The sequence below is a fragment of the Kocuria sediminis genome, assembly GCF_009735315.1.
Classification (GTDB): Bacteria; Actinomycetota; Actinomycetes; order Actinomycetales; family Micrococcaceae; genus Kocuria; species Kocuria turfanensis.
In genome coordinates this window covers 44,193-56,583 of sequence record NZ_WOGU01000008.1, presented here as the reverse complement: position 1 = coordinate 56,583, position 12,391 = coordinate 44,193, and the positions used below count along the sequence as shown (strand labels likewise).

Here is a 12,391-nt window from a genome sequence, read left to right as displayed (position 1 = left end):
CGGGCGGGGGGAGGCCGTGGTCTACCCTGGGAGCATGGCGACTCGTACTTCCCCTGCCCGCAAGGGCGCCTCGACGTCGCGTGGCAAGAACAGCACGTCTTCCGCGCGGTCGTCGGGAACCAACCGGAAAACTCCCACCCGCCCCGCCACCGCGGCACGGGGCTCCTCCGCGCGCCCGGCCGACAGCTCGCCGGGAGCCCTGCACGCCCTCGGCGCCGCCCTGCTGTGGTGCGCCCGCGTGATCGGGGGCGCCTGGACGGCCGTCGCCCACGTGGTCGGCGGCGCGGTGCGCCGGATGGGCACCCTGCGCACCGACGTGCCCGCCGAACGGCTGCGGGACGGCGGGGCGCTGTTCCTGCTGCTGCTCGGGCTGCTCAGCGCCGCCGTCGAGTGGTGGAGCCTGCCCGCCGCTCCGGCCGCGTGGGTCGCCGTGCCCGCCGCCGTGGTGCACCAGGTGCTCGCCGGCACCTTCGGCTGGATGGCCCTGGTGCTGCCCCTGCCCCTGGCCGGCTTCGCCCTGCGCCGCTTCCGGCACCCGGAGGAGACCTCCGCCAACAACCGGATCGCCATCGGCCTGGGCGCCGCGGTGGTGGCCGGCTCGGGCCTGGCCCACCTGTTCCTGGGCCGCCCCTCGATGAGCGACGGCCGCGAGGCCCTGGGCACCGCCGGGGGCACCGTCGGCTTCCTCGCCGCCGATCCGCTCAGCGCCCTCGTCACCCCGGTCGGGGCGGGCGCGGTGTTCGTCGCCGTCCTGTTCCTCTCCGTGCTCGTGATCACCGCGACCCCCGTGAACCTCATCGGGCCCCGGCTGAAGCAGGGCTACTGGCGGCTGATGGGCCAGGACGGGCCCGTCTCCGCGACCGACCTGTCCTCCGAGCGCCACGACCGCTCCTACCTCGACGAGCACCACGCGCGCGCGGAGGCCGGCAAGACCCGGCGGCAGAAGCGCCGCGAGCGCAAGGAGGCAGAGGCCGAGCGGCGCGCCCTCGACGGCTACCGCGGGGACGAGGCCTTCGAGCGGGCCGTCGTCGACCAGGAGCGGTCCGGGGCCGAGGCGCCCACCCGCGTCTTCGACGTCGACTCCGCCCGCGCCGCCCGGCGGAGGGCCGCCGCCGGGGCCGCCGCCACCGCGGACCCGGCCGGCACACCTGCCGCCACCGAGCAGACGCCGCAGCAGCCGGCCGGCCCGCGCCCGGGGCAGAAGCGCCCCACCCAGGAGCAGCTCGCCGCCACGAGGCTGCGCCGGGAGCAGGGCCTCGAGCCGGCCGCGGACACGGCCGCCGGCTCCGGCTCCCCGGCGCTCGAGGACGTCGCGGCCGCACCGACGGGCTCGACCTCCGTCACCGCCCGCACGCACACCCCCGAGGCCCCCATCCCGGCCCGGGCCGAGCAGCTCAAGCTCGAGGGGGACATCGCCTACTCCCTGCCCACGCCCGGCGCACTCGTGCAGGGCCCCCCGCCCAAGGAGCGCTCGGAGGCCAACGACGCCGTGGTCGCCGCCCTGACCAGCGTCCTGGAGCAGTTCAACGTCGACGCCGTGGTCACGGGCTTCTCCCGCGGGCCCACGGTCACCCGGTACGAGATCGAGCTGGGCTCCGGCACCAAGGTCGAGCGCGTCACGGCGCTGTCGAAGAACATCGCCTACGCGGTCGCCTCCGCCGACGTGCGCATCCTCTCGCCGATCCCGGGCCGCTCCGCGATCGGGATCGAGATCCCCAACACCGACCGCGAGACGGTGTCCCTCGGCGACGTCCTGCGCTCGCACAACGCCCGCAAGACCGAGCACCCCATGGTCATGGGCGTGGGCAAGGACGTGGAGGGCGGCTACGTGGTGGCCAACCTCGCGAAGATGCCGCACCTGCTCGTGGCCGGCGCCACCGGCGCGGGCAAGTCGAGCTTCGTGAACTCGATGATCGTCTCCCTGCTGATGCGCGCCACCCCCGACGAGGTGCGGATGGTCATGGTCGACCCCAAGCGCGTCGAGCTGACCGCCTACGAGGGCGTCCCGCACCTGATCACCCCCATCATCACCAACCCCAAGAAGGCCGCCGAGGCGCTGCAGTGGGTCGTGCGGGAGATGGACGCCCGCTACGACGACCTCTCCCACTACGGCTACAAGCACGTCGACGACTTCAACAAGGCCGTGCGCAACGGCAAGGTCCAGCCCGAGCCCGGCTCCAAGCGGGTGATCCGGCCCTACCCGTACCTGCTCGTGATCGTGGACGAGCTCGCCGACCTCATGATGGTCGCCCCGCGCGACGTCGAGGACGCGATCGTGCGGATCACCCAGCTCGCCCGCGCGGCCGGGATCCACCTGGTGCTCGCGACCCAGCGCCCCTCCGTGGACGTGGTCACCGGCCTGATCAAGGCCAACGTGCCCTCCCGGATGGCGTTCGCCACCTCCTCGGTCACCGACTCCCGCGTGGTCCTGGACCAGCCCGGCGCCGAGAAGCTCATCGGCCAGGGCGACGCCCTCTTCCTGCCCATGGGCGCCTCCAAGCCCATGCGCGTGCAGGGCGCGTGGGTCTCCGAGTCGGAGATCCACGAGGTCGTCGACCACGTCAAGGGCCAGATGAAGGCCCACTACCGGGACGACGTCGTCCAGGAGGCCCCCAAGAAGGCCATCGACGAGGACATCGGGGACGACCTCGACGTGCTCCTGCAGGCCACCGAGCTCGTGGTCACCACGCAGTTCGGCTCCACCTCCATGCTGCAGCGCAAGCTGCGGGTGGGCTTCGCCAAGGCCGGCCGGCTCATGGACCTGCTGGAGTCCCGGGGCGTCGTCGGGCCCTCCGAGGGCTCCAAGGCCCGGGACGTGCTCGTCAAGCCCGACGACCTCGCCGCGACCCTGGCCGTGCTCCGCGGCGAGGAGCCGCCGGCGCCGGTCCCCCCGGCCGGCAGGTCCGTCGACTACGGGGAGGACCCGGTCGAGGCCTCGCTGGCCGCCACCGCGGTCGACCACCACGACGGCGCCGAGGACCCCGAGGGCTCCGAGGACGCCTGGCAGCTCACCGGCCGCTGAGCCCGCACCGACCACCACCACCAGGAAGCGAGCACCCGATGAGCCCCGCGGACCCGGCCTCCAACCTCAACCTGCCCAATGCGCTCACCGCCCTGCGCATCGTGCTGGTGCCCTTCTTCGTCTGGTTCCTGTGGGCGGGCGGCACCCAGGGGGAGGACTCCGCGGCCATGCGGTGGGCCGCCCTCGCGGTGTTCGCCGTGGCCATGTACACCGACAAGCTCGACGGCGACATCGCCCGGGCCCGCGGGCTGATCACCAGCTTCGGCAAGATCGCCGACCCGATCGCGGACAAGCTGCTGACCGGGGCCGCCTTCGTGGTGCTCTCGATGCTGGGGGAGCTGTGGTGGTGGGTCACCGTGGTGATCCTGGTGCGCGAGTGGGGCATCACGGTGCTGCGCTTCGTCGTGATCCGCTACGGGGTGATGGCCGCCTCCAAGGGCGGGAAGCTCAAGACGGTCCTGCAGACCGTCGCCCTGCTGCTGCTGCTCCTGCCGCTGGCCCCGCTGGTGGGTGCCTGGTGGCCGTGGCTGGGCTGGACCGTCATGGGCGCCGCGCTGGTGGTCACGGTGGTGACCGGCGTGGACTACGTGGTCAAGGCCGTGCAGCTGCGCCGCCGCTCGCTGGCCGGGCGGAACCCGGCGTGAGCGGCCCGCGGCCGGGCGCCCGCGCGCTCGTCGAGGCGGCCGTCCGGCGGGGCCTGACGATCGGCACCGCCGAGTCCCTGACCGGGGGCGCGCTGGCCGCCGCCGTGGTCGACGTCCCCGGGGCCTCGGGGTGCTTCGAGGGCGCGGTCGTGTCCTACTCCAACCGGGTCAAGACCGAGGTCCTCGGCGTCCCGGCGGCGCTGCTGGCCGAGCGCGGCTCCGTGGACCCCGACGTCGCGGCGGCCATGGCCGAGGGCGCCCGCCGGGTGCTGGGCACGGACTGGGCCGTGGCCACCACCGGCGTGGCCGGCCCGGAGCCGCACGACGGCCGGCCGGTGGGCACGGTCTTCCTCGGCCTGGCCGGCCCCCGGGGCGCGACCGCCCTGGAGCTGCAGGCCACGGGCGACCGCGCGGCCGTCCGGGCGGCCACCGTGGCCGCCGCCCTGGAGCGGCTCACCGCCGCCATCCTGCTCCCAGACAACTCCCAGTGAAAAAGTGCGGTCGGCGGGGAAGAATGGAAACGTCAGGGTGGTTAGCAATGATCGCAGGCTCGAGTTGAGCCGTTCGAAGTCAAGATGTCGACCGGCCGGCGCCGGGGACACCGTCCGCAGCAGGCGGTGACACTGCCGCACACATGAGGAGACAAGCGATTCACATGACGAAGCAACCCGTGTCCGTCAATGGCGTCGTCCGTTGGAAGGACGTGGGCCTGGACGAGCACAGCGGTACCGAGACGAAGGACATGAAGATGGGTGTACTCCGCCAGGAGATCGGTGAGGTTCTCCGCAACGTCCGTCAGCGTCAGGGGCGCACCCTCCGGGAGGTCTCCCACAGCGCCCGTGTCTCCCTCGGCTACCTGAGCGAGGTGGAGCGCGGGCAGAAGGAGGCCTCCTCGGAGCTGCTCGCCTCGATCTGTGCCGCCCTCGACATCCCGATGTCCCAGATGCTTCGCGAGGTCGCGGACCGCCTGGCCTACGCCGAGGGCCTCCTGGTCCCGGACACGGTGCCCAGCGACCTGACCGAGCAGTACTCGCGGGAGTTCGGGCGCGTCAACGGCGGCGAGGCCGCCGCGGCCGGCGCCCGCTGAGCACCCCGGGCGGGATCCCGCCCACCACGACGTCCCGGAGGGCTCGTCGGTCCCAGGACCGCCGGGCCCTCCGGCACGTGACCCGCCGGCCCCCCGGCCGGCGCACCGTGACCGGCACCGCACGGCGACGCACCACGACGGGGCACGGCACGACCACGCACTGCGGCCGGCGGGCCGCAGCACGACCGAGGAGGACGCGCATGAGGCTCAGCAGCTTCTGGGAGCTGATGGCCGACGAGTTCGGGGCGGGCTACAGCAAGGTCCTGGCCCGGGACCTCGTGCTCGGGGAGCTCGGTCACCGCACGGCCGCGGAGGCCATCGAGGACGGGGTGGACCCGCGCACCGTGTGGTTCGCCCTGTGCCGGGCCCAGGACGTGCCGGAGTCGCGCTGGTGGGGCGCGGACCGGCCACCGCGGAGCTGATCGGCGCCGGCCCCGGCGCGCCCGTGGACCCCGGGAGAGTTCGAAGGTATATTCGACACCGCAGCGTGGACTGCACAGCCCGCTCCCGCCCGGGCCGCCGGCCGGCGGGCGTCCCCAGGCCCGGTGCGCAGGCCTTAGGGTGTCCGACGGCGGCGATACCGTGGAACACGAAACGACCAGCAAGAACGGTTCCGGCCGCACCGGCGGAACCCCCCGACCACGAGGTGAACCATGGCAGCCAAGGGCAACAAACAGAGCGCCGACCAGCAGTTCGGCAGCGACCGCGAGAAGGCTCTCGAGACCGTCCTCGCGCAGATCGACAAGAACTACGGCAAGGGCTCGGTGATGCGCCTGGGCGACCGCCCGGCGACCAAGATCGAGACCATCCCCACCGGCTCCATCGCGATGGACGTCGCGCTGGGCATCGGGGGGTTCCCGCGCGGGCGCGTCGTGGAGATCTACGGCCCGGAGTCCTCCGGCAAGACCACCGTGGCGCTGCACGCGGTGGCCAACGTGCAGAAGGCCGGCGGGATCGCCGCCTTCATCGACGCCGAGCACGCCCTGGACCCCGCCTACGCCGAGAAGCTGGGCGTGGACACCGACAGCCTGCTCGTCTCGCAGCCGGACACCGGTGAGCAGGCCCTCGAGATCATGGACATGCTGGTGGGCTCCGGGTCCATCGACATCATCGTGATCGACTCGGTGGCGGCCCTGGTCCCCAAGGCCGAGATCGAGGGGGAGATGGGCGACAGCCACGTGGGTCTGCAGGCCCGGCTCATGAGCCAGGCGCTGCGCAAGATCACCGGGCGGCTCTCGCACTCGAACACCACCGCGATCTTCATCAACCAGCTGCGCGAGAAGATCGGCGTGTTCTTCGGCAGCCCCGAGACCACCACCGGTGGCAAGGCGCTGAAGTTCTACGCCTCGGTGCGCGTGGACGTGCGCCGCATCGAGACGCTCAAGGACGGGGCGAACCCGGTGGGCAACCGCACCCGCGCCAAGATCGTCAAGAACAAGATGGCCCCGCCCTTCAAGCAGGCCGAGTTCGACATCCTCTACGGGGAGGGCATCTCCACCGAGGGCGGGCTCATCGACATGGGGGTGGAGCACGGCATCGTGAAGAAGTCCGGGGCCTGGTTCACCTACGAGGGCGACCAGCTCGGGCAGGGCAAGGAGAACGCCCGCCGGTTCCTCAAGGACAACCCGGAGCTGGCGGAGGAGATCGAGCGCCGGATCCTGGTCAAGCTCGGGATCGTGGCCGAGCCCGAGAGCGCCGCGGAGGTCGAGGAGGAGTCGCCGGTCGCCGGACTGCCCTCCGAGGTCGGCGGCCCGGCCTTCTGAGCGGGTCCGTGACCGAGAGCCCCTACGCACGCCGGCGCCGCCGGTCCTCCGCCCGCCACCGCGGGCCGGAGGGCCCGGCGGCGTCGGCGTCCGCCGCCCAGGACCCGGAGCCCGACCCGCGGGAGGTCGCCCGCGCGATCGTGCTGCGCCAGCTCACGGCCTCGGCCAAGAGCCGCAAGCAGCTCGAGGACAAGCTCGCCGACCGCAACGTCCCCGAGGACGTGGCCCGGGAGGTGCTGGACCGCTTCGAGGAGGTCAGCCTCGTCGACGACGCCCAGTACGCGGAGCTCTACGTCCGCTCCCGCGCCGGCTCCCGCAAACTGGCCCGCTCCGCGATCCGCCGGGAACTGGCCACCCGCGGCGTCTCCGGCGAGCTCGCCGAGGCGGCGCTCGAGCAGCGCACCGACGAGGACGAGCGGGCCGACGCCGCGGAGCTGGTGCGCCGGAAGCTGCCGGCGGGACTGGACCTGACGGACCGCACCGAGCGGGACCGGGCGGTGCGCCGGCTGGTCGGGATGCTCGGGCGCAAGGGCTACGCCCCGGGACTGGCCTTCGCCGTCGTCAAGGAGGAGCTCGAGGCCCGCACCGGCGCCGGTGCGGACGACGACGGCGTGGACGAGGCCTACCCCGACACCCCCTGACCGGAGGACGGGCTCCGCGCGCCCAGCCTCCGGGGGCACCGGCCCTTGCGCATCCGGTGCCCCGGGACCGGACGGGACGGGCGCCGCGCGCGGCCCGTACAATTGACCGGTGATCTCGACCCCTGCCGCCCAGCCCTCGGACCCGACCGCGTCCTCCGCCGCCCCCGCTCCGCGCTCCTACGAGGTGCGCACCTTCGGGTGCCAGATGAACGTCCACGACTCCGAGCGGATCACCGGTCTGCTCGAGGCCGCCGGCTACGTCCCGGCCGCCGGCGGCGAGCCGGACCTCGTGGTCTTCAACACCTGCGCGGTGCGCGAGAACGCCGACAACAAGCTCTACGGCAACCTCGGCCAGCTCGTGCCGGCCAAGAAGCGCAACAAGGACCTCCAGATCGCGGTGGGCGGCTGCCTGGCCCAGAAGGACCAGGACACGATCCTGGAGAAGGCCCCGTGGGTCGACGTCGTCTTCGGCACGCACAACATCGGCTCGCTGCCGACCCTGCTGGAGCGCTCCCGGCACAACGCCGAGGCCCAGCTCGAGATCCTCGACGCCCTCGAGGTCTTCCCCTCGACGCTGCCGACCAAGCGGGACAGCGCCTACTCCGGGTGGGTGTCGATCTCCGTGGGCTGCAACAACACCTGCACGTTCTGCATCGTGCCCTCGCTGCGCGGCAAGGAGCGCGACCGCCGGCCGGGCGACGTCCTCGCCGAGGTGCAGGCGCTGGTGGACGACGGCGCCGTGGAGGTCACCCTGCTCGGGCAGAACGTGAACTCCTACGGCGTCGAGTTCGGGGACCGCGGCGCCTTCGCCAAGCTCCTGCGCGCCTGCGGGGGAATCCAGGGCCTGGAACGGGTGCGCTTCACCAGCCCGCACCCGGCGGCCTTCACCGACGACGTCATCGACGCCATGGCCGAGACCCCCAACGTCATGCCCCAGCTGCACATGCCGCTGCAGTCCGGCTCGGACCGGGTGCTCCGGCAGATGCGCCGCTCCTACCGCTCCCGGCGCTTCCTCGACATCCTGGACACGGTCCGTGAGCGGATCCCGCACGCCGCGATCACCACCGACATCATCGTGGGGTTCCCGGGGGAGACCGAGCAGGACTTCCAGGACACCCTCGACGTCGTGGCCGCCTCCCGCTTCTCCTCGGCCTACACCTTCCAGTACTCGATCCGGCCCGGCACTCCCGCGGGGGAGATGGCCGACCAGGTGCCCAAGGCCGTGGTGCAGGAGCGCTTCGAGCGCCTCGTGGCCCTGCAGGACCGGATCGCGGCGGAGGAGAACCGCCGGATCGTCGGGCGCCGGGTCGAGCTGCTCGTCACGGCGGAGGCCGGCAAGAAGTCCGGGCTGACCCACCGGCTCTCCGGCCGCGCCCAGGACCAGCGGCTCGTGCACTTCACCGTGCCGGAGGGCGCCGAGGCCCCCCGGCCCGGCGACTTCGTGACCGTCACCGTGACCGACGCCGCCGCCTATCACCTCATCGCCGACCCCCGCGAGCCGGGGGAGTACGCGCTGCGGCGCTCCCGGGCCGGTGACGCCTGGGACCGCCGCCAGGCCGAGTCCTGCGGCGTGCCCGCCGCCGACGGCGCCGGCCCGCGGCCCGTGAGCCTGGGCATGCCGAGCCTGCCCGTCCGGTGAGCGCCGAGGCCCTGCCGGTCGTCGCCGTCGTCGGCGCCACGGGCACCGGCAAGACCGCCCTGGGCGTGGAGCTGGCCCTGCGGCTGGGCGGCGAGGTGGTCAACGCCGACTCGATGCAGTTCTACCGCGGCATGGACATCGGCACCGCCAAGGCCACCGCCGAGGAGCGGCGCGGGGTGCCCCACCACCTCCTCGACGTCCTGGACGTCACCGAGGAGGCCTCGGTGGCCGACTTCCAGCAGCAGGCCCGGTCCTGCTTCGCGCAGATCCGCGCCCGCGGCCGGGTCCCCGTCCTGGTCGGCGGTTCGGGGCTCTACGTCCGTGCCGCCCTGGACGTGCTGGAGCTGCCGGGCACGGACCCGCGGATCCGGGCCCGGCTCGAGCGGGAGCTCGCCGTGGAGGGCCCCGGCGCGCTGCGCGAGCGCCTGCTCCGGGTCGACCCGGAATCCGCGGCCCGGGTGCGCGACGACCGCCGGCTGGTGCGCGCCCTCGAGGTGTGGGAGCTGACCGGGCGCCCGTTCGCCTCCTTCATGCCCCGCCGGGAGTACGTGGCGCCCACGGTGCAGCTGGCCCTGGACGTCGACCGCGCGGAGCTGCACGCCCGGCTCGCCCGGCGGGTCGAGGCGATGGTGGCGGCCGGGCTGGAGGCCGAGGTGCGCGCGCTGGCCGGGCGCGGCCTGCGCGCCGGGCGCACCGCCTCCCGCGCCCTGGGCTACGGGCAGTTCCTCGACGTCGTCGACGGCCGCGCCTCGGCCGCGGACGCCGCCGAGGCCACGGTGGTGGCCACCCGGCAGTTCGCCCGCCGCCAGCTGACCTGGTTCCGGGCGGACCCGCGGGTGCACTGGCTGGACGCCGCCGGGCCCGGGCTCGCCGAGCGGGCCGTGCGGCTCGTGCAGCGGTCCCCGGCCGATCCCGGCGCCCCTTAGCCGGACGGGCCGTCGACCGCGGCGGAGCGGCGCAGCCACCACCCGTCCGCGGCGGACACCGGGGCGATGAGCAGCCAGCTCCACGCGGCGAACCCGGGCTCCCAGAACGCCACCGGGATGCTGAGGGCGAAGACGACCGGCGCCGGCAGGAGCCCGCGCAGGACGTAGCGGTACAGGTCGGCGTCGACCTCGGGGGCCATCAGCCCGGCGTGCCACGCGTGGGCCCACACCAGGTTCAGCGAGGCGTAGACGGCCGCCGACACCGCGGCGTACAGCGCCTCCGGCCAGGGCGAGCTGTCTCCGCCGTAGTCGCTGAGCAGACTCGTGGGCATCGGCAGCAGGGCGATGAAGAACAGGGACAGCAGGTTCAGCCACTGCAGGCGCCCGTCGATGCGGCGGATCACGGTGAACCGGCGGTGGTGGCTCATCCACGCCGTGCCGATGACGGCGAAGCTCAGGACGTAGGCGAGGAACTGCGGCAGATGAGCCCGCAGCGCCGGCTCGAGCCGCTCCGGCGGGAGGTCCCCGGGGAGGATGAGCTGCAGGACCAGCAGCGTCATCGCGATGGCGAACACCGCGTCGCTGAAGAACACGGTCCGATCGGTGGACTCACCGGTGCCGAACAGCCGGCGGTACTTCTGGGCAGGCCCGGCACGGCGTGCCGGGCGGTCCGGCGACTCATCGGCCACCGGACCCACCTCCCGGGCCCCGAGCCGGCAGGGCCGGCCGCACGTCGAGGACGGGCAGGTGACCGTCGGTCTCGATCGCGTCCCCGCCCCCGTTGCGGGCGTGGTAGCCGGAGGAGAAGTTGCGCAGCACGTGCACCCGGGCGCCGGCGGAGCGCAGCGCGGCGACGACGAGGTCCCGCTCGGCGTCGGTGCGCTCGGCGACCTTGTGGGTCACCTGCAGCGTGAAGAGGGACAGCCCGACCCGGCGGTCGAAGGTCGCCGCGCCCACCAGGTCCACCAGGGCGCCCCCGGGCAGCCGCCAGTCCGGCGGGCAGACCCAGAAGCGCACGTGGTGCCGCTTGGCGGGACTGTCCGCGACCTCGCGCTCGAAGGCCAGCGCCTGACGGCGGCCGAAGACGTAGAGCGGGCTGACCGGGGCGGCCGGGTAGCTGCGGTGCAGCACCGCGGCGCGGGCGATGTGCCAGGCCGTGGCAGGCGTCAGCGGATCGGCGGGGGTCCAGCCCGCCGCGCGCATGGCCGCGGCCAGCCGCTGCGGGGTGCCCGTGACCGCCAGGTTGACCGGGTCGCCCAGCAGCCCGTCGGCGGTGCGGGCGCGCCCGATGAAGTAGTGGGGCACGTAGAGGCCGGTGAGCACCCGGTTCAGGAACGGGAGCAGCACGTACGCCGACAGCGCCCAGACGGGCACGAACGCCCACACCAGGCGCCCCTCGTCGTCGACGTCCTCGAGCACGAGGTGGTACACGCCCCAGCCCGCCAGCAGTGCGGTCGCCAGCCGCCCGGAGCGGTGCAGCCACAGGACCGCGGTCGGACCCGGCCCCCGCCGGGCACCCGGAACCGCGCTCCGCGCATCCGGTGCCCGGTCGCTGCCTCGTGCGTCCACCTGGCCGTCCTCGCCCCCGCGTGCTGCACCGGACCCCCGGCCGGTGTGCCCCCAGGCTAGCCAGGGCGGCGGCACCGGGGAAGGCCGTGACCCCGCCCCGGCCCGCCGGCGGGGCCGCGTATCATGTCCGGGTGACCTCAGCGCAGCCCGAGACCCGCCCGACCGCCCCGTCCCCGGACGCCGCCGTGCCCTGGGGGGAGCTGCGCGGGCGCGGCTTCGCGAAGGGCCACGGCACGGGCAACGACTTCGTCCTGCTGACCGATCCGGACGCGCAGCTCGCGCTCGACGCCGACCTCGTGTCCCTGGTCTGCGACCGGCACCGCGGCATCGGCGGCGACGGCCTGATCCGGGCCGTGCGCAGCGAGGCCCTGCCCGAGGGCCGGGCCGTGCTGGAGACCGCCCCGGACGCCGAGTGGTTCATGGACTACCGCAACAACGACGGCTCGATCGCCGAGATGTGCGGCAACGGCGTGCGCGTGTTCGTCCACTACCTCGTCCAGCGGGGCCTCGCGGAGGTCCCCGAGGGCGAGGTCCTGCGGATCGGCACCCGGGCCGGGGTGAAGACCGTGGCGCGCACCGACTCCGGCTACGCCGTGGACATGGGCCCCTGGAGTTTCCTGGACGGCGGGACCGCCCGGTCCCGCGGCTCGGACGCCGTCGTGACCGCCAAGGGGCTCAAGGTGCCCCGCCCGGCGCTGTCCATCGGGATGGGCAACCCGCACACGGTCGTGGCGCTCGCCGAGGGGGAGAAGCTCGACCAGCTCGAGCTGTTCACCGCCCCGGTCGTGCGCCCGGAGCCCGAGGACGGCACGAACGTCGAGTTCGTCGTGCCCGCCGACGGCGACGACGACGGTGTGGGCCGGGTCCGGATGCGGGTGCACGAGCGCGGGGTGGGCGAGACCCAGTCCTGCGGCACCGGCGCGTGCGCGGCGGCGGCCGCGACCCGGTTCTGGGGCGGGCCCACCGCCCCGGACCAATGGCTCGTGCAGGTGCCCGGCGGGGTCGTCTCCGTGACCTTCGTGCCCGCCCCCGACGGCGCGGAGCACGTGGTCCTCGCCGGCCCCGCCGTGCTCGTGGCCGACGGCACCTTCGTCTGAGCC

12 protein-coding genes are annotated in these 12,391 nt (G+C 74.1%); 10 read left to right on the top strand and 2 right to left on the bottom strand.

Annotated features, from left to right (window positions below; genetic code table 11):
• The first annotated feature begins 34 nt into the window (after window positions 1–34).
• The 9 genes from GMA12_RS10690 to miaA all read left to right on the top strand — a co-directional run bounded on the left by GMA12_RS10690 (window position 35) and on the right by miaA (window position 9,722).
• Complete coding sequence (locus tag GMA12_RS10690; protein WP_156269509.1) at window positions 35–3,022, top strand: FtsK/SpoIIIE family DNA translocase; 2,988 nt, start codon at window positions 35–37, stop codon at window positions 3,020–3,022.
• A 38-nt stretch (window positions 3,023–3,060) separates the two neighbouring features.
• Window positions 3,061–3,666 (top strand): CDP-diacylglycerol--glycerol-3-phosphate 3-phosphatidyltransferase, encoded by a 606-nt coding sequence (pgsA, locus tag GMA12_RS10685; protein WP_062736742.1) that lies wholly within the window; start codon window positions 3,061–3,063, stop codon window positions 3,664–3,666.
• Window positions 3,663–4,157, top strand: a complete 495-nt coding sequence (locus GMA12_RS10680) for a CinA family protein (RefSeq protein ID WP_162459733.1) — start codon at window positions 3,663–3,665, stop codon at window positions 4,155–4,157. Before pgsA ends, GMA12_RS10680 begins: the two co-directional genes overlap by 4 nt.
• 164 nt (window positions 4,158–4,321) lie before the next feature.
• The gene (locus GMA12_RS10675; protein WP_062736744.1) at window positions 4,322–4,753 is read left to right on the top strand and encodes a helix-turn-helix domain-containing protein; all 432 of its coding nucleotides are present in this window, start codon (window positions 4,322–4,324) and stop codon (window positions 4,751–4,753) included.
• Window positions 4,754–4,953: 200 nt separating this feature from the next.
• A complete protein-coding gene (locus GMA12_RS10670) occupies window positions 4,954–5,175 on the top strand; it encodes a DUF3046 domain-containing protein (RefSeq protein ID WP_047802786.1) in 222 nt (73 codons plus the stop codon).
• A 231-nt stretch (window positions 5,176–5,406) separates the two neighbouring features.
• Complete coding sequence (recA, locus tag GMA12_RS10665; protein ID WP_156269508.1) at window positions 5,407–6,516, top strand: recombinase RecA; 1,110 nt, start codon at window positions 5,407–5,409, stop codon at window positions 6,514–6,516.
• A gap of 8 nt (window positions 6,517–6,524) precedes the next feature.
• Window positions 6,525–7,157 (top strand): regulatory protein RecX, encoded by a 633-nt coding sequence (locus tag GMA12_RS10660; protein WP_162459732.1) that lies wholly within the window; start codon window positions 6,525–6,527, stop codon window positions 7,155–7,157.
• Between the two features lie 112 nt (window positions 7,158–7,269).
• A complete protein-coding gene (gene miaB, locus GMA12_RS10655) occupies window positions 7,270–8,796 on the top strand; it encodes a tRNA (N6-isopentenyl adenosine(37)-C2)-methylthiotransferase MiaB (protein ID WP_162459759.1) in 1,527 nt (508 codons plus the stop codon).
• The gene (gene miaA, locus GMA12_RS10650; protein ID WP_162459731.1) at window positions 8,793–9,722 is read left to right on the top strand and encodes a tRNA (adenosine(37)-N6)-dimethylallyltransferase MiaA; all 930 of its coding nucleotides are present in this window, start codon (window positions 8,793–8,795) and stop codon (window positions 9,720–9,722) included. Before miaB ends, miaA begins: the two co-directional genes overlap by 4 nt.
• Here the strand turns inward: miaA and GMA12_RS10645 are convergent.
• Together GMA12_RS10645 and GMA12_RS10640 are read right to left on the bottom strand one after the other, a co-directional pair.
• Window positions 9,719–10,411, bottom strand: coding sequence for a TMEM175 family protein (locus GMA12_RS10645; RefSeq protein WP_370831198.1), 693 nt, complete (start codon window positions 10,409–10,411; stop codon window positions 9,719–9,721). The genes miaA and GMA12_RS10645 overlap by 4 nt on opposite strands.
• The gene (locus GMA12_RS10640) at window positions 10,401–11,291 is read right to left on the bottom strand and encodes an LssY C-terminal domain-containing protein (protein WP_370831195.1); all 891 of its coding nucleotides are present in this window, start codon (window positions 11,289–11,291) and stop codon (window positions 10,401–10,403) included. The genes GMA12_RS10645 and GMA12_RS10640 overlap by 11 nt, the downstream gene beginning before the upstream one ends.
• Before the next feature lie 131 nt (window positions 11,292–11,422).
• Between GMA12_RS10640 and dapF the strand changes: the two genes are divergently transcribed.
• Window positions 11,423–12,388 carry a diaminopimelate epimerase gene (gene dapF, locus GMA12_RS10635; RefSeq protein WP_162459730.1) on the top strand — a complete coding sequence of 322 codons (966 nt, stop codon included), beginning with the start codon at window positions 11,423–11,425 and terminating at the stop codon, window positions 12,386–12,388.
• Window positions 12,389–12,391: the final 3 nt, after the last annotated feature.